The organism is Paenibacillus wynnii (assembly GCF_030812855.1).
GTDB classification, from domain to species: domain Bacteria; phylum Bacillota; class Bacilli; order Paenibacillales; family Paenibacillaceae; genus Paenibacillus_AQ; species Paenibacillus_AQ wynnii_A.
Window position 1 is genome coordinate 1 of record NZ_JAUSTK010000050.1, and the last position, 22,024, is coordinate 22,024.

18 protein-coding genes are annotated in these 22,024 nt (G+C 46.1%); 1 reads left to right on the top strand and 17 read right to left on the bottom strand.

The genetic code is table 11. The annotated features are described in order from the left end of the window. Nucleotides 1-567: 567 nt before the first annotated feature. Entirely contained in the window at nucleotides 568-1,923 is a 1,356-nt protein-coding gene (locus tag J2T20_RS25150) for a radical SAM/SPASM domain-containing protein (RefSeq protein WP_307592669.1), read from the bottom strand. A gap of 187 nt (nucleotides 1,924-2,110) precedes the next feature. Here J2T20_RS25150 and J2T20_RS25155 point away from each other — a divergent pair, with 187 nt between their 5' ends. Next, the gene (locus J2T20_RS25155; protein WP_307592671.1) at nucleotides 2,111-3,382 is read left to right on the top strand and encodes a molybdopterin-dependent oxidoreductase; all 1,272 of its coding nucleotides are present in this window, start codon (nucleotides 2,111-2,113) and stop codon (nucleotides 3,380-3,382) included. A 64-nt stretch (nucleotides 3,383-3,446) separates the two neighbouring features. On the opposite strand, the gene J2T20_RS25160 is transcribed toward J2T20_RS25155, so the two are convergent. From J2T20_RS25160 to J2T20_RS25235, 16 genes are all read right to left on the bottom strand, one after another. Then, the gene (locus J2T20_RS25160) at nucleotides 3,447-4,238 is read right to left on the bottom strand and encodes a hypothetical protein (protein WP_307592672.1); all 792 of its coding nucleotides are present in this window, start codon (nucleotides 4,236-4,238) and stop codon (nucleotides 3,447-3,449) included. Nucleotides 4,239-4,251: 13 nt separating this feature from the next. Continuing rightward, on the bottom strand, nucleotides 4,252-5,478 hold the full coding sequence (locus tag J2T20_RS25165; protein ID WP_307592674.1) for an ABC transporter permease: 1,227 nt from the start codon (nucleotides 5,476-5,478) through the stop codon (nucleotides 4,252-4,254). Continuing rightward, nucleotides 5,475-6,194 (bottom strand): ABC transporter ATP-binding protein, encoded by a 720-nt coding sequence (locus J2T20_RS25170; RefSeq protein ID WP_307592675.1) that lies wholly within the window; start codon nucleotides 6,192-6,194, stop codon nucleotides 5,475-5,477. Before J2T20_RS25170 ends, J2T20_RS25165 begins: the two co-directional genes overlap by 4 nt. Nucleotides 6,195-6,205: 11 nt before the next feature. Continuing rightward, nucleotides 6,206-7,933, bottom strand: coding sequence for an alkaline phosphatase (locus J2T20_RS25175; RefSeq protein ID WP_307592677.1), 1,728 nt, complete (start codon nucleotides 7,931-7,933; stop codon nucleotides 6,206-6,208). A 181-nt stretch (nucleotides 7,934-8,114) separates the two neighbouring features. Continuing rightward, a complete protein-coding gene (gene ligA / locus J2T20_RS25180) occupies nucleotides 8,115-10,118 on the bottom strand; it encodes an NAD-dependent DNA ligase LigA (protein WP_307592678.1) in 2,004 nt (667 codons plus the stop codon). Nucleotides 10,119-10,192: 74 nt separating this feature from the next. Further along, the gene (gene pcrA, locus J2T20_RS25185) at nucleotides 10,193-12,538 is read right to left on the bottom strand and encodes a DNA helicase PcrA (RefSeq protein WP_307592680.1); all 2,346 of its coding nucleotides are present in this window, start codon (nucleotides 12,536-12,538) and stop codon (nucleotides 10,193-10,195) included. Between the two features lie 59 nt (nucleotides 12,539-12,597). Then, the gene (locus J2T20_RS25190) at nucleotides 12,598-13,317 is read right to left on the bottom strand and encodes a heptaprenylglyceryl phosphate synthase (protein WP_307592682.1); all 720 of its coding nucleotides are present in this window, start codon (nucleotides 13,315-13,317) and stop codon (nucleotides 12,598-12,600) included. Nucleotides 13,318-13,963: 646 nt separating this feature from the next. Then, complete coding sequence (locus tag J2T20_RS25195; RefSeq protein WP_307592685.1) at nucleotides 13,964-14,428, bottom strand: glycerophosphodiester phosphodiesterase family protein; 465 nt, start codon at nucleotides 14,426-14,428, stop codon at nucleotides 13,964-13,966. A 60-nt stretch (nucleotides 14,429-14,488) separates the two neighbouring features. Beyond that, the gene (locus tag J2T20_RS25200; protein WP_307592687.1) at nucleotides 14,489-14,824 is read right to left on the bottom strand and encodes a glycerophosphodiester phosphodiesterase family protein; all 336 of its coding nucleotides are present in this window, start codon (nucleotides 14,822-14,824) and stop codon (nucleotides 14,489-14,491) included. Between the two features lie 110 nt (nucleotides 14,825-14,934). Next, nucleotides 14,935-16,341: an undecaprenyl-phosphate glucose phosphotransferase gene (locus J2T20_RS25205; RefSeq protein ID WP_307592689.1), complete on the bottom strand. Its 1,407-nt coding sequence runs from the start codon at nucleotides 16,339-16,341 to the stop codon at nucleotides 14,935-14,937. Then, the gene (locus tag J2T20_RS25210) at nucleotides 16,338-17,237 is read right to left on the bottom strand and encodes a glycosyltransferase family 2 protein (protein ID WP_373457861.1); all 900 of its coding nucleotides are present in this window, start codon (nucleotides 17,235-17,237) and stop codon (nucleotides 16,338-16,340) included. The genes J2T20_RS25205 and J2T20_RS25210 overlap by 4 nt, the downstream gene beginning before the upstream one ends. A gap of 176 nt (nucleotides 17,238-17,413) precedes the next feature. Further along, the gene (locus J2T20_RS25215; RefSeq protein WP_307592692.1) at nucleotides 17,414-18,394 is read right to left on the bottom strand and encodes a glycosyltransferase family 2 protein; all 981 of its coding nucleotides are present in this window, start codon (nucleotides 18,392-18,394) and stop codon (nucleotides 17,414-17,416) included. A gap of 121 nt (nucleotides 18,395-18,515) precedes the next feature. Continuing rightward, complete coding sequence (gene rfbD / locus J2T20_RS25220) at nucleotides 18,516-19,379, bottom strand: dTDP-4-dehydrorhamnose reductase (protein WP_307592697.1); 864 nt, start codon at nucleotides 19,377-19,379, stop codon at nucleotides 18,516-18,518. A gap of 8 nt (nucleotides 19,380-19,387) precedes the next feature. After that, nucleotides 19,388-20,410, bottom strand: a complete 1,023-nt coding sequence (gene rfbB, locus J2T20_RS25225) for a dTDP-glucose 4,6-dehydratase (RefSeq protein WP_307592693.1) — start codon at nucleotides 20,408-20,410, stop codon at nucleotides 19,388-19,390. A gap of 43 nt (nucleotides 20,411-20,453) precedes the next feature. Next, complete coding sequence (gene rfbC / locus J2T20_RS25230; RefSeq protein WP_307592695.1) at nucleotides 20,454-21,005, bottom strand: dTDP-4-dehydrorhamnose 3,5-epimerase; 552 nt, start codon at nucleotides 21,003-21,005, stop codon at nucleotides 20,454-20,456. A gap of 22 nt (nucleotides 21,006-21,027) precedes the next feature. Then, nucleotides 21,028-21,771 (bottom strand): sugar phosphate nucleotidyltransferase, encoded by a 744-nt coding sequence (locus J2T20_RS25235; protein WP_307592696.1) that lies wholly within the window; start codon nucleotides 21,769-21,771, stop codon nucleotides 21,028-21,030. Nucleotides 21,772-22,024: the final 253 nt, after the last annotated feature.

The following is a 22,024-nucleotide window of genomic DNA, read 5'->3' on the forward strand; positions in this document are numbered from 1 at the left end:
TGGATTGAGTAGTGAAAACAAATCATAATTATACATTTTTAGTAATTTATTTAAACTATATTTTTCATGTCAGCATTTGTGCATGTCTAGTGCATAAAGTGCACCTAAACAACCGAAGCGCGGTAAATATTCGTTAATAGTTGCACTTTCTACACTTAAAAGAAGAGCTCGCACCGGGAACGCCCCCAAATGACTGTTACCATGCCCTACCATACCCTCGTACTGTTACGATTACTCTCCCCTGCTTTGTGTTACAGATACAATTGCTCTCCGTTACTTTGTGTAACATCCCTGCACCAGTAAAAACTGTCCTTCGGAATGCGCTGCAGATTAATGATTAGGGAATACCCTACTTCATTCTACAAAAGAAAAGGCTCATCACTTCTCCAATATAGGGAAGGATGAGCCTTTTTATCTGATTAGCTGAGGCTGCCTGGAACCGATTTGGAGACACGGCCAGTAGTAATCGCAGTAGGTTGAACTGCAGGACGAATAACCTTCATTTGTTTCACCTCCTTAAAAGCCCTCATATACGGCTCTTGCCTAGGAGCTTCATTTCATAATCCTTTACAAAATAGAAGCTTGCTCCTCAGCTTTACCTTGCAGCCAAATGGCGCGAAGTGTCTGCTTGATCTGCCGTTTTTCATAAGAACATGGACGGTTTCCAGTGCGCATGCGGTACAACGGGCAATGATTGCCCTGACAAGAAGGACGGAAGAAGCAGGATTGACAGTTGCTGTCGGTTTCCTCTCCTGAGGTGGTCCACAGGGCCATTTTATCCAGGTCAAGATCTAGGGTTCCGTCTTCATTAATACTCCCAAGCTGATTATTCTCCTGGTCAATAGCTACAGAGCACTTGTACAACTGGCCGTCTGAACCCACAATCAGCGAGTTCGGTTTAGCCGCATAACATACAGCTCCTGTCGGCAAAAGAATATCAGAAATAAAAGAGCTTACCGTTAATCCTTGAGCAATCGCCTGCTCGTTGAACTCCCAAATCTTCGTATCCTTGGTGATATCATCACATACCGGAAGGTTCAGGTCGTTCTCGCCGCCCATACATCCCACGGGACGGAAGTAGACTTTGAAACGCGGGTCATCCCCGAATAGATCTTTTAGAACAGGAATAAACTCAGTTACAGCCTCAAGGTTGCTGTTATCGAAGTTCACACGCAGGTTAATTTCAAAAGGACGATCCACTGCTTTTAAGGAAACCAGATTGTTTACAATTCGCTTAAAAGTACCTCCTCCGCCGGTCAATGCGCGACGTTGGTTGTGTACCTCCGTATCCCCGTCCAAAGTAACCATAAAACGTTCTACGCGCCAGTCCAATAGTTTATCGAACATTTCACGATCCAAAAAGTACCCGTTAGTGGATATTTCTGCACCATAAACTACTCCATTGCTGTCACAAGATTCGATAAAAGAATGCGAAAGCCTCTCTATTACTTGCGGAGCTAAAAGAGGTTCACCGCCATGCCAGCTAATCGTCAGACGGTTTAAGGTGGATACTTGAGCGGCTATATATTTTTCGAGTCCCGATGTTACTGTACCCTTCATCGTTCCTCTCGGGAAATATTCATAACAGTAATTGCAACGGAAATTACAGGCCTCTGTAGCCAGTAGCACAAGATGCATGCTGTCTTGACGGTGCATCGACTGATGTAAATATAACGCCCGCCGCAGCTCATCCGTATCCTGACTAACTAAAAATCCGTGCTCAAGCAGATCCTTATGTAAAGTGCAATCCCCATCAGGAACAGGATCATCCGGTCCGGAAAGCAATTCAATAACTCTGCTGCTCTCCTCTGGCGAAAACGCCGCGATGGCACCCGTATAGCTGTTGTACAGCATGAGTCCCCCGTCATCCACTGTTGTTCGCGCGTTAAAACGCGATGGTTTCCATTGCACTTCTTGTTTCATCGATTGTTCCCCATCCCTACTTTTTCGTATTAAGCTTCATTTAGAACTTTTTAATGATGCCTTTCTCTTTGCTAAAAATCAATGACTGTGGTCACGTTCGGCAACATTATTCATTGGACAGTTTTTGCGGTACAATTAGTTAAAAGTTAAACAATCGTCTCGAACATACTGAGGGGAGGACATCCCGGTGAAAAAAGGGCTAGCTCGTATTCGCAAGGGTTACGGGAAGAAACTGGTGTCCATTCATGCGTGGAATGCCTGGTTGGTTCTGTTCCTGGCTCTAAGCGGTCTGATGCTGCTTGGCGGGTTCTGGCGGGAACTGCTCGGGGAAGGCCGTGTGTGGCTGAAGTGGGGGCACATCGTAATCGGATTAGTGTTGCTGCTTCCTGTTATTTATTATTTGCTGCTCGCCGCTAAGCATTGGAAACGCCTCAAAGGGCGTACCTCACAAAAAGCCAATGTACTTGTTGTCCTGGGTTTGCTTATAGGGTGGATCTTGTCAGGCTTAGTACTGTGGCAGTTCAAAATGGCTGGACCCCGGGCAGCGAATGCAGCGCTTTTCATCCATGACCTGCTGACCTGGATCGGACTTCCTTTGATCATTTACCACTCTATTACCCGGACCAAATGGCTTAAAGAGCCCCAAAAAAGATCCATTGTCCCTGATAGTGATATGGAAGAGAATAAAGGGAAGCTAGTCGGTCGTGACACCCTCTCTCCTTCCCATCCGCAACCTTTCTATACGCGCCGAGGCTTCATCAAGCTGGCTGTGGGAGCAGGAATGGCACTAACTCTCGGTCCTACATTTACACGCTGGGTGGGGCAATCGTTCAAACCGCCAAGCCTGGAAGATTATGCGGCAGATAATGCCAATGCACTGCTTCCCGAACCCGTACCTCTACCGCAGTCTGCGCCTCCGATCGGCGGTGGTGCAGAAGGACATTTTCGCGTATACACGGTTACGGACATCCCTTCTTTCAATAATGACAATTGGTCTTTTATAGTGGATGGTCTGGTGGACAAGAAGCTGAGCTGGAATTGGGAGCAATTCGTTCAGTTGAAGCGTGAAGTACAGGTCAGTGACTTTCACTGCGTTACCGGCTGGTCTGTCTACAAAAATACTTGGGAAGGCATCCCTCTCGCTGCACTGCTGGATATGGCTGGTGTTCAGAAAACGGCTGCAACTGTGAAGCTGTATTCGGGGGACGGCGTCTATACAGATTCTTTAACGATGGAACAGGCACGTATGGAGGATATCATGGTTGCTGTGATGCATGACGGGATGCCGATTTCAAATCAGCTCGGTGGCCCTGTTCGCCTGGTAGTCCCAAAAATGTATGCTTATAAGTCTGTAAAATGGCTGAATCGGATCGAACTGATTGAGGGGGAGCATATCGGCTATTGGGAACAGCGGGGTTATGATATCGACGCTTGGCTGCCAGATGCCAAGAAAGTCTGAAGTATCTGAAGTCAACAAAAAGCTCCCATCTGAGTTCAGGTCAGCGGGAGCTTTTTTACTATCTCTATTCGATTTCTTTAAAGGAGGCATCATATAGGCGGAACATAGTCTTGTATCCGGAATCATCGATCTTAATGCCCACGTCCAACCGACCGGTAATCTGCAATGGACCTGATTTGTATCTCAGCTTAACGTCTTCAGGAACAAATACGATCATAATTTTATTCCAATACGTTTCGTCACCATTATCAAAAGGACACTCGGCACCCGGCTCCGGAATGAGCAGGAACCAATTCTTCTCAAAGGAGAGCACTTCACCCATGAAACCTTTAATGTAAACCTGACTGCCACGGAGGTCCCAAAAACGTTCTGAAGGCCGCGTCTGATCTTCTCCGTCAAAAAAATCCAACCATCCGATTCCTGTTATACCCTGTATATTAGGCTTTGCGGTGCTCACTGCACCCACTTTCGGTTCAGAGGACGATGTGGGCTTCACAGTCGGCGCAACCGTTGATCTCTTTGGTGTCAATGTCGGTGTAGCTGAAGGTGCAGTTGAAGGTACAGTAGAAGGTACAGCCGTAGGTTTCTTCGAAGGTTCTGAAATCACCTCGGGAACCGAAGAAGGCGGCGCCGAAGAGGCGGGGCTCGCAACTATGACCTTATCCTGTATGGTTTCCTTATTGTCCGGAGCATCGTCCGTTACTGTTGCTGAAGGCTGAGGTGATACTGAGTTGATTGCGGCGGCGAAGGATTCTCCTTCGTTTACGCCCTTTTTATTCTGCCCGCATCCTTGAAGAAGGAGCAGGGCAGCCACTACAGCTGCCCCAAGGTTCAGCCTTATTCCCCTTATTTTCAAAAGAACAACCCTCCTAAGATTTAAAAAGAGCTAAAGGGCTAAGCCGGTACATTCTGAACGCGGGTCCCACAGAGGACATGAGTCCAATCAACAAGGTTCCTATCACTATCCTCAGGTGATTATCCGTCAAATGAAACGGATCGATTTGAATCCCCGCTTGAGCGAATAAAATATCCTTCAATACATAGGCTCCCAGATGACCTAGCAGCAGACCCATTACCAGTCCGGTTGTCGTAATCAACAGACCCTCACCGGTCAACGTCATCCATACATAACCTCTAGATTTACCCAGAAGACGCAATAAACCTGCATCCTTGGTTCGCTCGCCTACCGCAGCAATCAAGGACAAAATAATAGAAATTGCAGCTAATACGACACACAACGAGGTCAATACACCCACCAGACGCGAGCCTTGATCCACAGCATTTACTACATCGGATACGGCCTTACTTGTGTAAGCAGCTTGAACTCCATTGGACCCATCTAAGGTTTCTTTTAAATCATGTGCCCCAAGCAGACTACCAGGCTTCACCAATATAGCAGTTATCTCTTTGTCCTTATCCTCTAAACCATGTACCGCCCAAGCATAGTCCACTGTCGTAAAAATGGCCCGATCATCCGGTGTGTTCAGATGAGGCAGAATGCCAACAATCGTGTATGTGAAGCTTGCATGTCCATGCTCTTCTTCCTCAGCCTCATGGTCTTCAGCAACACCGTGTTCATCTGCATGCTCCTCTTCCTGTACAAGACCGTGCGCTCCGGTGAAGGTATCTCCAACGTGAAGCCCTAGCGATGAAGCTACGTAAGAACCGACTAAAGCTTCACCCGTATTTCGAAAAATAGAGCCCTGCTCAAGATTTCGGTCGCCATATCGAGTTAAGAAGTATTCGGGATCTATGCCAACTACCGGAAATCCATCGTAGTTATCGCCAGTCGTCATAGCATAGGCCTTATCCACCCCGCTATCTGCCTTGGCTTGCTCCAGAACTGTCAGAGGAATATTACCTGTGGGAGCTCCGATATGATAGAACGCGTTCAAGACAAGCTGGGTTTCACTCCCCTCGGCGCCGATGACGAGATCGAATGGACCGTAACCCTTCTCGGCCCCCTGTTCCACGCTGTCTTGGGCCAGTGAACCCAATAAGATAAAAGCAACGGTAACCGCAACTGCGCTGATGGTGAGCAAGGATAAAAACCGCCGGTGCAGAACATTGCGGAGCGTAAATTTAAAAAGACTCATGCCATGCTCGCCTCCTGCTTACCACTTACTCCTGCCTGCCTAACATTATTGGATTCACGAATACGATTCACATCGTAAATATCAAGGCAGACGGGAAACCGCCGTGCCATATTCAAATCATGGGTTACAACGATTAAGGTCTGCCTTTCTGAAGCACTTAAATTCAACAAAAGCTCCGAGATTCCATCCGCAGTTTCCCAATCCAAGCTCCCGGTAGGCTCATCTGCTAATACAAGTGGCGGATCATTAACAAGAGCGCGTACAATGGCTACGCGCTGCTGCTGACCACGGGATAACTGGGAAGGAAGGTGGGTGCTGCGATTCTGCAGCCCCACCTTCTCTAACCAACCCCCGATCAAATCCTTTTTTTGTTTAGCTGACAAACGCCATTTCAGGGCGATTTCTACATTTTGTTCTACAGTAAGTGAGGGGATAAGATGAAAATCCTGCAGCACATAACCGATTTGGGTAGCCCGAAGTTTATCCAGCTCCACCTCTTTCAGCTTGTGCAGGGGAGTTTCATTTAAGTTTATCTCTCCTCTATCCGGCCGCAGGATCCCGCTGATCAAGTGAAGCAGGGTGCTTTTGCCGGAGCCGCTGGGTCCCGTTATTGCTACCTTCTCACCCTTTGCGATGGACCATTCAGGAATATTCAGAATCGGGACGGCGCGGCCGTCGACTCTAAACTGTTTCTCCAGACCGCGAATTTGCAGCAAGACATTACCCCCTAGCGCAGTATAATCCGTTCGGACAACGCATCCCAAACCAGCGTTTTACCCGTCAATTGGCTAAATGCGGCAAGCGGCAAATACAATTTGCCATTATCGATGTCCACGATGTAGGAAGCAGCCGCACCATTAAAGGCAGCGGTTTGCGCAGTCAAGTTCACACTGACGATGTTTTTTCCTACCGTAAGGTTCGCTGCTGAGGTATTTCCCTTGTAGGTACCGCCTAATGCAGTTACTAATGCTTCAGCAGGATAAAGCACCACATTCTCGCGGTTGATTTTAAATTTAGGATATACATATTTCGATTGCAGCTCTGTAGATCTTTTGGCGAGGTCAACCCCAATAACACTGGCTCCGACAGTAGCAATTTGTGTGTTGTCTACTTGGCCTTTGATCTTATCGGCTATTGGCCCGTACGCCCACACACCTACATCAACCGCCGAATGTCCATGACCGGACCAACCTACCAGCAGACGCTTCGAGATTACCGCATTGTATGCTCCCTCACGTTTATAGGAGGAGCCGTCCCCAGCCATAATCTGCTTAACCTCTTCATCCGACAGATCAGTGATCCAAGTATTTGCGGTTACGATACTGCGGATTTCCTCCGGCGTTTTTGCGGCTTCTAGTGCAGCTGCTAAACTTTCGGAAGAGTGCTTTTGCTTATCCCAAAGGTCGATATTGATCTCGTAAATGTTATCTCGGGACAGGGAAAGTCCGCCCGTTTCGTGGTCTGCGGTGACGACAACGGATGTGTTGCCATCTTTTTTGGCATATTCAATCGCTGTTTTAAATGCGGCATCGAAATCCAGTACTTCCTGTACCAATGTCGGCAAATCGTTGGCATGCCCGGAATGGTCGATACGGCCACCCTCAATCATCATCACAAAGCCGTCTTTATCTTTCGAGAGGATGTTTAGCGCTTTGGAGGTCATAGCGGCCAAACTTGGAATATCCGAGGTGCGGTCAGGAACATAAGCGACGTGAGAGCTGCCGAACAAACCGAGCACTTTGGTAGTTTGGGATGGAAGAGCGTTCAGGCTCGCTGTATTTTCGACCAGGGTATAGCCCTTGGCTTGGAAGTCCGCAAGGATGTTTTTATCCGTACGTTTACCCTTTTCCTCTTTCGTTACAAAAAACTGCTTGCCTCCGCCTAACAGGACATCGACACCGCTATCCAGATATTGCGAGGCAATAGCAGACTCATTATCCCGGCTGCGTACATGGGAAGCATAGACGGCGGGGGTTGCATGAGTGATTCGGGCTGTTGTAACAAGTCCGGTAGCTTTTCCGGTAACCTCAGCCGCCTCAATAATAGAAGCAAAGGGTTTCGATACGTCTTCGTTGGAGACGCTGATCCCCGCGTTGTATGTTTTATGGCCTGTTGCAAAAGCCGTTCCTGCAGAAGCGGAATCCGTAACAATTCCTGAAACAATTTTGCCTCCGTCCTCACCGCGATCTGCATATGTAGTAGATTGCCCTACATAATAAGGGTCAATATTAAGGTGACTGATCCCCTTCGTATACTGCTGGTAGTAACGGGCGGCGGAAACTTGAGCAGGACCCATTCCATCTCCGATCAGTACGATAAGGTTTTTGGACTGAGCTTTAGCAGGAATTACTTCCTTTTTCGGATTCTGTGCTGCTCCAACAAGGGTAGTACTTGATACAACGGCTACAACAATTCCGCCAACAACCATACTTTTCATGAATGTATTCAATTTCATTCCCCTTTCCTTATTGTCGAGATCTAATCAAGCTTACCTCTCAAAGGTTAACGAATGATCAAAACAAGCCGTGGTTTGTATTAAATTTTCAAAACGCAAAACATCCCGGCTCCCTTCGCTGCTAAACGAAATGGAACCGGGACATTATATGGTGATATATGAAAGTTTCGCTTCTTATTCTCTAACTTTCCAACAGGCGGAGCAGTTCATCTTCATCTTCGATCACTTGAATGCCCAACTGCTGTGCTTTGGCCAGCTTGCTTCCCGCCTTCTCTCCGGCGATCACAAGATCCGTTTTCTTGGAGACACTTCCGCTCACTTTTGCCCCCAATGCTTCCAGACGTTCGGCCGCTTCATCGCGTGTGAGCTTGTGTAATGTACCCGTAAGGACTACAGTCTTCCCGCTAAAAAAGGAATTTGTGCTTACCGGACGCGGAGCTTCCGGGGCCTTAGCCTCTACTCCGAGTGCCAGCATACGGTTAATCGCGGTGACCACAAAAGGATCCTTGAAATAGCTAACGATGCTCTCCGCAACAATACCTCCGATATCCGGTAATCCAGTCAGTTCTTCGGCACTGGCTTCCATTACAGCAGTAAGGTCACGGAAATGCTCAGCCAACATCCTAGTCGTTGCTTTCCCGGTATTCGGAATACCCAGAGCATAGAGGAATGAAGCCAGATCGCGGCCTTTACTGTCTTCCAGCGCCTGAATCAAGTTGCTGGCTTTCTTGTCGCCGAAGCGGTCAAGCTTCAACAACTGCTCAAAGGTCAACTCATAGAGGTCAGCTGGTTCACGCACATTAAGTTCTTCATGAAGCTGTCCGGCCGTCTTCTCACTGAAGGTCTCAATATCCATAGCATCCCGTGAGGCAAAATGCGTAATTCGACTGATAATTTGCGGCTTACAATCCAGCTTATTATTGCAGAAGAGGTGCGCACCGCGCATCTCCAACGGGAATCCGCAGGAAGGACAATTCTCCGGGAAGATGATTTCTTCGCCATCACTCTCTTCCGTTACCTTGCCTAGGATTTCAGGGATTACATCATTGGAACGCCGAATGAAGACACGCGTACCCAGTGCATGTTTTAAGTTTTTACGCTCAATATCCCCGACATTGTTCAGTGTGCAGTTCTGTACCGTAACTCCGGCAAGCTCTACAGCCTCCACTCGTGCAAGCGGAGTGACTTTACCTGTACGTCCTACATTCCAACTGACAGACTCCAATATAGTCGTCGTTTCTTCCGCTTCGAACTTATAGGCTACAGCCCAGCGAGGGAACTTATCCGTGTAACCCAAAGCTTCCCTTGTACGGAAATCCGTAATCTTGATAACGGCCCCGTCAATCAGATAATCCAATCCGGAACGGCTTTCTTCGATCTCCGCAAGCTGCTCGGTAACATCGTCAAAATTACTGAAATACGTGAGGTATGGATTCACCTTAAACCGGTTGTTCCGTAGAAAATCCATCATTTCCTGGTGGTCGGCAAACTCCACGCCTTCCGCGTACCCTATATTATAGAAGAATGCATTGAGACGGCGGCTAGCCGTTGTCTTTGGATTAAGGTTGCGAAGCGCACCGGCGGCACCATTACGCGCATTCTTAAGCGGTTCAGCCGCTCGGGTATTATAATCTGCCAAAACAGACAGGTTCATAATCCCCTCCCCCTGCACCTCAATCACACCGTCTTCAAACGGAATCGTTAGGGGAACAGATTTGATCGTTTTTACTTGGGCTAGGATACCTTCACCTGTGGCACCGTTACCCCGGGTCGCCGCCTGGACAAGAACACCGGCCCGATAGGTCAAGTTCAGGGTTAACCCGTCAAATTTCAGTTCAACTGCATAACATGGAGCGGGCAGCGGATTCTCCGGATTTCTGGTGTTATATTCATTCACGAGTCGATGAACACGGACATTCCAGCTCCGAAGCTGTTCGATATTCTGTGCTTTATCCAGACTCCACAGTGGCGCCAAATGACGGTGAGGGGTGAAGCCCTTGAGTAATTCGCCCCCCACCCGCTGCGTAGGAGAATCCGGTAAGACTGTGCCCGTCTCCGCCTCTAGGGCAACAAGCTTATCATATATAGCATCGTATTCTTTATCACTAACTAACGGCGTATCCAGTGTGTAATAGTGATAATTATATTTATTTAATTCAGCTACCCATTTGTGCATCTGGTCCATTCAGGGACACCCTCCGTCCATATATTCCTATCCTTAGCGTGTTCCAAAAGTGAGGCGGTTAACCCCATTTGCCGCTATTCCACTTTGGTAATCGGTGCAAACCCTGCTAATAAGCGCTTTATGCCCACCGGCGCTGGAAAAGCAATCTGCAGCTCAGTATCGTTGCCGCTGCCTTTGACAGACACCACCGTGCCGACGCCCCACTTGCCGTGAGACACCTTATCACCCGCATTAAAACCTCCGGATGACGCAGTAGCTCCGGTTCCCGTAGTACGCTGAGGTCCTCCGGTGGTAACAACCACGCGGTTCTGGCCTGCTGCAAGAGGTCCGGTACCTCCAGAGGAACCTGCTCCGCTTCGTGTGGCAGCAGAAGTGCTCCCTCCGCCAAAGTTGCCGCGGCTTCCGCCTCCAAAGCCACGTCCGCCATAGGCGCCGCCCACTTCAGTTCCTCCGCGCCGGAAGCGATCGGAGTTCATGACAGTGTCTTCTTTCAGTTCTTCCGGAATCTCTTCCAGGAAGCGGGATGGCGCATTCGCCGTTGTCCGTCCGAACAGTGTACGCATCCGTGCACAAGAGAGGAACAGCTGTTTCTCGGCCCGGGTAATCCCTACATAGGCGAGACGGCGTTCTTCTTCCAACTCGTCATTGTCCTGAAAGGCACGGCTGTGCGGAAATACACCTTCCTCCATGCCGACAATAAATACGGTCGGGAACTCCAGACCCTTCGCGCTGTGCATCGTCATAAGTACAACGGCATCACTGCGTTCTTCCTCATCGTTAACACTATCAATATCAGCAATGAGAGCCAGATCGGTAAGGAAGGACACCAATGATTTGTCCTCATTATTTTTCTCAAACTCCATGGTTACCGATAAGAACTCATCGATATTCTCCAGCCGTGAGCGGGATTCAAGCGTATTCTCATTTTGCAGTTCCAGACGGTACTGGGACATCTCGAGGATTTTTTCGGTCAGCTCGGTTACAGACAGGAATTCCACCATCCGATGCAGGGCTTCAATCATATCGTAAAATTCAACCAGCATGTTACGAGTCCGTCCGGCAAAACCGAGATCGTCAACGGTTTGTAAAACACGGAAGATGGAGATTCCTCGCTCCCCCGCAGCAGCTGCCAACTTACCTACAGTTGTGTCGCCCAGACCGCGCTTAGGAACATTAATAATTCGAGTTAAGCTGATATCATCATCAGGGTTGGACAGCAGGCGTAAGTACGCTAGTAAATCCTTAATTTCTTTACGGTCATAGAACTTGATCCCGCCCACAATTTGATAAGGAATATCAGATTTAATCAGGATTTCCTCGATTACCCGTGATTGGGCATTGGTTCTGTAAAGAATGGCATGATTTTGGTAAGCACTGCCCGCTTTTACATTTTTGCTGATTTCTCCGGTTACAAAATACCCTTCATCATGCTCGGAGTCTGCACGGTAAACCTTAATCTTCGGCCCCTCATCAGCATCCGTCCATAGCTTCTTGGGCTTACGTCCGGTATTCAGAGCAATCACTCCGTTAGCGGCATTCAATATGTTGGAGGTCGAGCGATAGTTCTGTTCCAACAGAATAACCTTAGCTTCCGGATAGTCTTCTTCAAAATTAAGAATATTGGTGATATCCGCACCGCGCCAACGGTATATCGATTGATCGCTATCTCCTACCACACAGATGCGGTGGTGATTATCCGCCAGCATCTTGCAGAGCATATATTGAGCCCGGTTCGTATCCTGATACTCATCCACATGGATATACTTGAACTTCTTTTGATAGAAATCCAGCACCTCAGGCACTTCTTTGAATAATTCTATGGTCATCATAATAAGGTCGTCAAAATCAAGGGAGTTGTTATTTTTCAAGCGTCTTTGATACATTTTATAAACTTTAGCGATGAGGCCTTCAAAGTAATCTCCGACCTTTTGCTCATACTGAGCAGGGGTGATGAGTTCATTTTTGGATGCACTGATTACAGCTTGTACAGCCTTTGGCTCGAATTTTTTGGTATCGATGTTCAGTTCCTTCATACAATTGCGAATAACGGATAGTTGATCTGTAGAATCCAGGATAGAAAAGTTGGAGGTAAAACCGATACGTTCGATATCCTTCCGCAAAATACGCACGCACATGGAGTGAAACGTGGATACCCAAATATCCCGGCCCTCGGGTCCAACCAACTTGGATACCCGCTCCTGCATTTCTCTTGCGGCTTTATTGGTAAAGGTTATGGCTAAAATCGCCCAAGGCGGGGCCTTGCGGGTTGCAATCAACGAAGCTATGCGGTGTGTAAGAACCCGTGTCTTCCCACTGCCCGCTCCAGCCATAATCAGCAGAGGATTCTCGGTGATTTCTACCGCCTGCCGCTGAGGGGGATTCAGACGACTAACGGCTTCTTGTATATTAACAGGTTGCATGTAGGACATGCTCCTTTCCAGATGTAAATTAATCCACTAAGTGGCTCTTCATAAAACTACTACAAATAAGTAAGGCGTTTCGTCATCTTGACAGCCGCCACTGTACGCAGTGCCTGCTCTACATCACGGTAGATGATATTGCCCACTACAACGGTGTCGCACAGGGCTGCAGCCTTCGCCGCTTCTGCTTCACTGGTTATGCCGCCTCCATAGAAAAGCTGGCTGTGTTCCACGTTCTCGCGGACCGTCTGCACCGTATCCATATCTCCAAACCTGCCGCTGTACTCCAGATAAACAATCGGCAGCTTCATTAGCTTATCTGCTATTTGTGCGTAAGCTGCGGCTGCTTCTGCGGTAAGTTCAGTCTCCGCGCTAGTCAGACGCGCCACAGATGAATCTTCATTCAGCACAATATAACCTTCTGTCAGCAGCATTTCCCATGGAATGAAACTTCCGTACCGCTCAATGGCCTGTCGATGGTGGCCAAGTATCCAAGCCGGTTCGGGTGAATTAAGCACCATAGGAATCATATAAAAATCAAACCCCGGCACGACGGCTTCCAAATGGGAAACCTCAAGAGCACAAGGAAGAGAAAATTGCCGCACTCTGGTTAGAAGATCCACGGTATTCTCATAGGTTACTCCTGTAGAGCCTCCTATTAGGATGGCATCACTGCCCGACAAGCAGACAGACTCCAGATCTTCGTCACTAATTAACCGATCGGGATCCAGCTTGAACACATGCCGCCAAGGCTTGATCATTTGTTGAATTGATTGCATTCTTTTCCATCCTTATTATTCATATGGGCATAAGAAGAAACGACTTCATCGTTTTTATGGACGATAGACGTTTCTCGTAAAAATAGATGCTCTTTCTCGAAATGAGTGCTTGATTTTCCGTTTACGTCACTGTGCCGGGAACGATTTCGATTTAACTTCGCCTGATGTTTCACCGGGTTTGGGGCAACTACGTCTTACAGGTAGCCGAATCCGGGTTGCGGACCAGTCCTTCGGTGAATTAGAGGGGAAAATGCCCGCTAATACCGACCGAAACGCCATGAATATGAGATTAAAGGGAAAATATCCCTATAATCTTTCCCATACCGTCCCAAAGAGGTATATCTTCAAAATTAGCGGGCGAAATTTCCTCTAATTGCCCAAACGGGGTGCAGAGTGCAGAAATAGAGGGAGAAAACCCCTCTATTGGGCGTAATGGATTTCTGTCTTTCTCGTCACCTGTCAAGAACTGATTTTAGTGTTGAGCCAAAATAGAATGATAATTTATAATGTGGAACATATAGATTCTTATATTTGGACAAAACGTCTTCTGCCACCGCAAAAGATATAGATCTAGTCTATGCTAGCATTGCATACCTGTCAATTTGCAGACAGAAAAAAATGCGAACATTTTTTCGCATTTTTCCCACTATCTATGGACAGGTGTTAAATCATTTTCTGCTATAAAATCAGTATAAAAGCCGTCCACCCCCATCCGGGACAACTTCTGTATCTGCTGCACATCATTGATGGTATGGACATATACCCGTGCTCCCGAATTTTTAAGAGCCTTCACAAATTTTCTGGTGGCCCTGTTTTCCGGCATGGATACATCGACTCCACTTTCCTTCACAAAATCAACCACCTGTTGATCGCTGTCCTGGGATTCATAAAGAGTATATATAACATGAGAAAAAGGGTGGATCTCATTGATCTGCGCCAGCATAGAACGGCTGTAAATCTGCGGAATGATACGCTCCAGCAATGCAGGATCACGTCGACCCGCTGCATCCGTCAGAATTTCAAATTCCTTGATCATCCGAACCGGGTCCGCTTCTTTCGTATCTGTCACAATATAAGCATCGGGGTAGTGCTGCAGCAGATCAAGGATCATCTCCCCAGTCCATAGGGGAGTACATCCTTTGTATCGGAGTATTCATGAATTCACGATAATTCAGTACCACTCCCTGCTTACTTGCAGGTAGAACCTCCAGCTGTCGAGCATCTCACTCATATGGGTAGTCCACTCATGACGCGCAACCAGCTTCCCGTCACCCGTCAATAGTAAGTCGGTTTCAAATAAACGAGTGCCCTGCTCATAATTAGCTATAAACGCTTCAAAGGTATTGGTATATGGCAGTTCGTTAATACCGCCCATAGCATGCGCTACAATGCGATATTCCGGAAAGTCAGTTCCAGATACCTCTTCTTGATTTCCGAGTGAGATCATTAGTAATACCACAAGTGATGCAGCAATAATAATGGATGGGATTAATCTTTTCTCATTCATAGTGGGATGGTTTCCTTTTCTAAGGTTAGTTAAGAAAACAATACCCCGTTCTGCCAAAGGCAAAACGGGGATCTTTTAACCAAAGTCAGGCCACAATGTACGATAAAGAATTAATAGGCGTTGGTATTCTTAATACCATTACGGATCGTTTTGAAGATAATGCGAATGTCGAACAGCAGCGACCAATTCTCAATATAGAAAATGTCATGCTTAATCCGATCTTCAATAGAGGTGTCACCTCGAAGCCCGTTGCTCTGAGCCCAGCCTGTAATGCCGGGACGAACATGATGCTTAACCATATACTTCGGAATTTCACCTCGGAACTGCTGAACATAATAAGGACGCTCCGGACGAGGGCCTACAACGCTCATTTGCCCCATCAAGACATTAAAGAACTGCGGCAGCTCATCCAGACTAGTCTTACGTATGAAGGTACCGAACCGGGTTCTGCGAGGATCCTCCGGCGTGCTCCAGCCTGTATCCTCCTCACCGTCCTGCTGCATCTTCATAGAGCGGAACTTGTACATCATGAACGGACGCCGATTCAAACCGACTCGTTCCTGCTTAAAAATAACCGCTCCAGCCGAGGTCAAACGCACCCCCAAAGCAACAAATAACATTACCGGAGACATCATAATAATAGCGAACAGGGAGAATACAATATCGAATACCCGCTTGGCCATCTTGTTGCCTGCCATATCAAGCGGAATATCACGCACATTAATCATAGGCATGCCCGCAAAGTTATCAAAGTAGGGTCTAGCCGGCAGATAATCGAAGAAATCCGGAATAATTAGTGTACGTACTCCAGCCTTTTCACAGGCAGCAATAATGGATGGGTACTTGGAATGGGCATCCAGCGGAAGAGCTAATATAACTTCATCCACAGGCAGCATCTCGAGCATCCCGGACAACTGATCGACTGTTCCCAGAATCGGCTTATAGCGTTGCTCTTCAATCCCGTCCCAAGTAAGGTAATCATCCAGAAAACCTATTGCTTCATATCCCAATTCAGGATACTGCTCCAGATTATTATAGAATCTTTTGCCCAGTGTACCTGCACCCAGAATGAGCACATATTGGCGGTTGAAGCCTTTTTCACGCAAGGATTTGAGCATGGTCTTCACCACATATCGATATAGCATAATCGACAGCAGTAAGAATCCCATATAAAGGGCTAAATAAGCCCGAGATATATCTATTTCTTTTACAAAAAACATCAGGCCCAGCAGGAAAAAGATAGACATAATGTGCACTTGAAAAATCTTTAAAAATTCATCAACAAAACGTTTCTTACGCTTGGGTAAATAAAGGGACAAGACAATACCAATCAGCACTGAAATGCCGCCATATATAAGACTCCAATAAGCGTAAGACTCTACGGGCAGCGGATTCACAAAATGCATCCAACCGCTCTTGAACTTGAGCCACCAGGCTGCCAGAAAGGACATCTGGATGACTACAAAGTCTGCAACCATATAGATCTGTGTTAAAAACCTTTGATTACGGCGAATCATAATCTCACCCCTGCGTTTGATTCATTCCGGGAATCGGCTTGCCCGATAGTAGAAAGGCTCTGTGACGGAAGAGGTACTTGTCTTGGAAAGGTTAATGCATTACGCAAAAGGGAGATCGCAAACTTTACTCCAACCCCTGCATATACTGCTCCATTTATCATACTGTTGTACTGCTTACTATAATGCTTGCGGTGAAATAAAATCATTGCTCTATGGAACTCGTAAACGATCTTGAACGGTCTGCGTCTGGCGCTGCCACCCTTCAAATGAATTATGGTCGTCTGCGGATAATAATAAATGCCCCAGCCGGCCTCCTTAATGCGGAAGCACCAATCCAAGTCCTCACCGTACATGAAGAAATCCTCATCCAGCCCACCTACCTGTTCGATCGTCTCCCGCCGGAGCAGCATGAACGCACCCACCAGACAATCTACAGGGTAATCCTTATCGGGATCTAGATAGCCCAACTGGTAACCATTGAACCTCGGACGATCCGGGAAAAGTCGGCTGAATCCAAAGGCATAATAAAACGAAGCCGCCGGCGTAGGAAAACCTCTTTTACACGCTTTATCCAGCGACCCGTCCGGCAAAATAATTTTACAACCAGAAGCTCCAAGATCCGGCCTTGCGTCCATTAAGGCAACCATTGTCTCGAGGGTATCCTTCTGCACTACCGTATCCGAATTCAGCAGAAGAACATAACGTCCGGAGGCAATCAGTATCCCCTGATTATTGGCACGGGCAAATCCGGTATTCTCTTCGTTGGCAATTAATAGTACACCTGGATACTCTGTGCTGATCATCTCTACCGATTCATCTCGGGAGTTATTATCTATTAGAATAATCTCATAGGAGTAATTCGTATCCGAGTCATATACCGACCTTAAGCAATCCATCGTCAGGCGGCATGTGTTGTAATTGACGATAATTATGCTGACATCTACATTCACTGCATTACTCTCCTGACAAAAATAGTAATCTATCGACAATAATTATAACACAAACTCCCCCTGAGAGGAGCGCCCTTTAAAGGGGGAGTTTACCAGATATCAACTCAATGGGAGGAAAAATACTATAACTTACGACTGTCCGAATCTGTCACGGCATGCCCTGCTCTTCCTTGTATATATTTCCGTTTTCTTTTAAGCTCCGGGATTTGATAGAAAAATGATTTCCACGCTTTGATTAATCCCGGTTCCTTAAGTAGCATATAGCCGTGTGCAGCAATTTCATAAGGTATTGATACGATTAACGTCATGAATAAGGTTCGTAACTTCTCATTTTTATATATCATCTTATATCTATTAATATATGAAATTCGACGAATGAACATAGGCTTACTATCTCGACCTGACACTTTCCATCCACGCTCATGGTACCCGACAGCTTCCGCATCATAAAATCCCTGCCATCCCAGTAGTTGCGCTCGCCAAGCCACATCCACATCCTCTTTATAAGCAAAAAAGTCACCATCAAAAAACTCTCCATCGACACTGATATCGTTAATCATACGCCGGGAGTACATTGCGGCTGCTCCGGATACGCCAAATACTGGACCTGACTCTCTCCATTGATCAGAGGGCTCTCCAGCTCCACGATCAAATGCCCTACGAGATCTGTTCATTCTCAGTCCTGTACTGTCTACGATTTGATGATCTGCCCTCAGTAAAAGCTTCCCTGTAGTACTGCCTATTTGTGGGTTTGCCTCCATCCTTGCTACCAGTCTTGATACATAGTCGGGAGCGATAGATAAATCTGGATTAAGAACTAGAACATAGTCTGTTTGAGTAACGGAAATAGCCTGGTTGTGGGCAGGGGCGAAGCCGGTGTTGGTTTGGTTTTGGATAAGAACGAAACGAGAGTTATCCGAACCCGAATCACATAGACTATAAAATGCTCTTACTTTCTCCGCACATCCATCCGATGAAGCATTATCAATAACTATGACTTGCTCTATAGGGTAATCCTGCTCTAGGACTGCGGTTAGGCATTCAATGATATCCTCCGCACTGTTATAGGTAACTATATGTATACTAACGGTTTTGTTTTTCATATATATTCCTCGAATTCATAGTTTCAATAATAGAACACAACTTAACTTATAGCTCTATTATACAGAATAGAGAAAAAAACTCCCGTACCGTTATTCACGATTCGAGAGTACAGATTAAGTTTTATTCCTTTAGCTCCAACAAAAAATCCCGTAAGCCCTCACGCCAATGGCGGATATCCTGAAACCCGTTCGTCCGAATAGACAAATGCTCCATTACTGAGTTCCGCGGACGTGGAGCAGGCCTAGGAAACTGCTCTGTATCACAAGGCTCAAGCTTGGCTGTGAAGTTCAAACCCAGAATATCCTCTGCCTCTGCAAAAATAGCCCCCGTAAATTCGTACCAAGTACAGGCTCCACTGTTGGAAGCATGGTAGACACCGTATTTCTCGGTCTGAATGAGTTCCAAAAGGAAATGTGCTAAATCCACTGTATAGGTCGGTGAGCCTTTTTGGTCATCTACAACTTGAAGCAGTGGTTTTTCCTGACCAAGCTTCAGCATCGTCTTTACAAAGTTGTTGCCATACTTTCCATACACCCAAGATGTGCGGACGATAAAATACTTGGATGATAGGCTTTGTGCCAATATCTCCCCGGCTCGTTTTGACTTACCGTATATACTCTTCGGATCGGTGTTATCATACTCATGGTAGGCTTCAGTTCCCATCCCGTCAAAAACATAATCTGTACTGATGTAAACTAGCTTCGATCCTACCTTTTCGGCAGCAAGCGCAACGTTCCGAGTTCCTGTAGCATTAATTAGATACGCCGCATCAATGTCGCTTTCGGCCGCATCTACCGCTGTATGGGCAGCGCAATGAATAACAGCATCAGGAGCAAATCCACCAATAATGTCTACGCACTGATCCAGATTGGTTATATCCATCTCTTGACGATCGCAGCCAAGCACCTCATGGCCTTCCTGTTGCAGAAGTAAAACAACATCCTGCCCTAACTGTCCGGCTGAACCTGTAACGAGTATCTTCATCTTTGGCATTATAAGGAGTCCCCTAGACGACTACCATACTGCAGCTCAGCGTATTTCTGATATTCGCCTGACTGGATCCGCGCCCACCAATCTTTATTATTCAGATACCACTGAATCGTCTCTTTTATCCCTGTCTCGAAGGTATGCTTCGGTTTCCAACCTAACTCTTTTGTGATTTTGGTTGGATCTATGCCGTACCGGCGATCATGACCAGGACGATCCTGGACATAAGTAATTAGTGAATCCGGTTTGCTCAGTTCCTGTAGAACAGTATTCACGATGTGCACATTGGTTCGTTCATTGTTTCCACCAATGTTATAGACTTCACCATTTACACCCTCATGAATAACCAGGTCAATAGCGCTGCAGTGATCCTCAACATATAACCAATCCCGAATGTTCATTCCATCGCCATACACCGGCAGAGCCTGATCCGCCAGAGCACGGGAAATCATAAGCGGAATCAATTTTTCAGGGAATTGGTAAGGACCGTAATTGTTAGAGCAGCGAGTGATATTAACCGGCAGTCCAAACGTTTCATGGTATGCACGTACAAGTAGATCCCCACCCGCTTTACTAGCGGAATAAGGACTGTTCGGAGTCAGCGGGGTTTCTTCAGTAAATAGACCCGTAGCTCCCAATGATCCATATACCTCATCGGTAGATACCTGAACAAACTTGGTCACATTATACTTCTTCGACGCATCCAACAGGACTTGCGTACCCAGTACATTCGTCTTTACAAATACCTCAGGCTCCAAAATACTCCGGTCCACATGAGATTCAGCCGCAAAGTTGACCACTACATCAATACCTTGGCTCATCAGAGAATCTATGGCCGTTGCATCGGTGATATCTGCTTTTACGAAACTATAATTGAGATTGCTCTCAATGGATTTCAAGTTCTCTAAATTCCCTGCATATGTTAATGCATCTACGTTAACAATTTGGTATTCTGGATGCTGCTGCAGCATGTATATTACAAAGTTGCTGCCTATAAAGCCGGCTCCGCCGGTAACTAACAGTTTCATTTGAAAGCCCACCTTTTCAATCAATAAATGATATTACCTTCTGCTATAAATCAAAGTTCAGTTCAGCATCCTTAAATAATGGATGACGCTGATCTTTATCCGAAAGTACCGGGGCCGAAACAGGCCAATCTATACCTAAAGCTGGATCATTCCATAATACGCCGCGATCATTCTCAGGGGAATAATATTCGTCCACTTTATACAACACTTGTGAGTTTGGAACTAAGGTACAGAAGCCGTGAGCAAAACCTTTTGGTACAAGCAACTGTCGTTTATTATACTCGCTTAAAATAACACCAACCCATTGACCGAATGTTGGCGAATTACGACGGATATCAACAATAACATCGTAGATAACGCCGGAAAGTACCCGAATTAATTTCGTTTGGGCTTTTGGATTTAATTGATAATGGAGGCCACGAAGTACTCCAACTTCTGCTGATAAAGACTGGTTATCTTGAATGAAATGATTATTAATACCGAATCCATACATGATTTGTTCGTTGTAGCTTTCCATAAAAAAACCACGGCTATCTCCATGGATATTAGGCTCTAATATACTCGCACCTTTTAATTTAAGAGGAGTGACTTTCATAAAGTAGTGTTCCTCCCTATTCTTATAGTTTTAATTTGCCGAATGCATCTCCAAAATTCAATTCCTGCGATAACTCGTTGGCCCGTGCTAATGAGGAATGTGTCCCTGCATCCGTCCACCAACCTTGAAGAATATCAAATGACAGTTCACTACGATTAATATATGCATTATTAACATCTGTGATTTCTAATTCGCCTCGGTTAGAAGGCTTTAGGGTTTTAACGATATCGAATACTTTATGATCAAACATATAAATACCCGTTACTGCATAATTAGACTTCGGTTGTTCTGGTTTTTCCACAATAGAAATAATCCGTTCTCCTTGAAGCTCAGGCACTCCGAATCTCTTAGGATCTTGAACTTCCTGAATTAGGATTTTGGCACCAGTCTTCTGTTCTTGAAAGTTATGAACATAAGGAGTGATATCATCTTCAAATACATTATCCCCTAGGATAACTACCATTTGATCTTCACCAACAAAATGCTCAGCCAAATCAAGCGCTTGGGCAATGCCTCCAGCTTCATCCTGAACTTTATATGTAAAACACACGCCCATATCTCGGCCACTACCTAGTAAATTAACTACGTCACCCATATGGTCTTTCCCTGTTACGATGAGAATATCGTTAACCCCAGCTTGTTTGAGCTTAAAGACAGAGTGAAAAATCATAGGATATTTACCAACAGGAAGTAGATGCTTATTAGTAACTTTGGTTAAGGGGAAGAGGCGAGAGCCAGTACCACCTGCTAAAATTATGCCTTTCATTAATTGTCTCTCCTAACATATTTAAATGAAAATAATTAAAAGTTAATTCGCTCTCTCTCAACTACCAATGTTCTTTTTTAACCTGTGATGAATTGATATATATATTTATCCGTAAATAGTCTGATAAAACCTGAGGAATTTTAGAATGATTAGTAATTACGGCTCTTCGCTCTACTGGATGGGTAAAGCTGGCTAGAATAGAATCATAGATTTATCTGTATTAATAGATTCCTAACCCCTGGTATAAAAGGGG

What these genes read in the sequence shown, in the direction of transcription:
- J2T20_RS25215 (WP_307592692.1), bottom strand. Translation starts at nt 18,394, where the DNA reads ATGAAAAACAAAACCGTTAGTATACATATAGTTACCTATAACAGTGCG.
- J2T20_RS25210 (WP_373457861.1), bottom strand. Translation starts at nt 17,237, where the DNA reads ATGGATTGCTTAAGGTCGGTATATGACTCGGATACGAATTACTCCTAT.
- rfbB (WP_307592693.1), bottom strand. Translation starts at nt 20,410, where the DNA reads ATGAAACTGTTAGTTACCGGCGGAGCCGGCTTTATAGGCAGCAACTTT.
- pcrA (WP_307592680.1), bottom strand. Translation starts at nt 12,538, where the DNA reads ATGCAACCTGTTAATATACAAGAAGCCGTTAGTCGTCTGAATCCCCCT.
- J2T20_RS25150 (WP_307592669.1), bottom strand. Translation starts at nt 1,923, where the DNA reads ATGAAACAAGAAGTGCAATGGAAACCATCGCGTTTTAACGCGCGAACA.
- J2T20_RS25235 (WP_307592696.1), bottom strand. Translation starts at nt 21,771, where the DNA reads ATGAAAGGCATAATTTTAGCAGGTGGTACTGGCTCTCGCCTCTTCCCC.
- rfbC (WP_307592695.1), bottom strand. Translation starts at nt 21,005, where the DNA reads ATGAAAGTCACTCCTCTTAAATTAAAAGGTGCGAGTATATTAGAGCCT.
- J2T20_RS25165 (WP_307592674.1), bottom strand. Translation starts at nt 5,478, where the DNA reads ATGAGTCTTTTTAAATTTACGCTCCGCAATGTTCTGCACCGGCGGTTT.
- J2T20_RS25195 (WP_307592685.1), bottom strand. Translation starts at nt 14,428, where the DNA reads ATGATCCTTGATCTGCTGCAGCACTACCCCGATGCTTATATTGTGACA.
- rfbD (WP_307592697.1), bottom strand. Translation starts at nt 19,379, where the DNA reads ATGAAGATACTCGTTACAGGTTCAGCCGGACAGTTAGGGCAGGATGTT.
- J2T20_RS25205 (WP_307592689.1), bottom strand. Translation starts at nt 16,341, where the DNA reads ATGATTCGCCGTAATCAAAGGTTTTTAACACAGATCTATATGGTTGCA.
- J2T20_RS25175 (WP_307592677.1), bottom strand. Translation starts at nt 7,933, where the DNA reads ATGAAATTGAATACATTCATGAAAAGTATGGTTGTTGGCGGAATTGTT.
- J2T20_RS25190 (WP_307592682.1), bottom strand. Translation starts at nt 13,317, where the DNA reads ATGCAATCAATTCAACAAATGATCAAGCCTTGGCGGCATGTGTTCAAG.
- J2T20_RS25200 (WP_307592687.1), bottom strand. Translation starts at nt 14,824, where the DNA reads ATGAATGAGAAAAGATTAATCCCATCCATTATTATTGCTGCATCACTT.
- ligA (WP_307592678.1), bottom strand. Translation starts at nt 10,118, where the DNA reads ATGGACCAGATGCACAAATGGGTAGCTGAATTAAATAAATATAATTAT.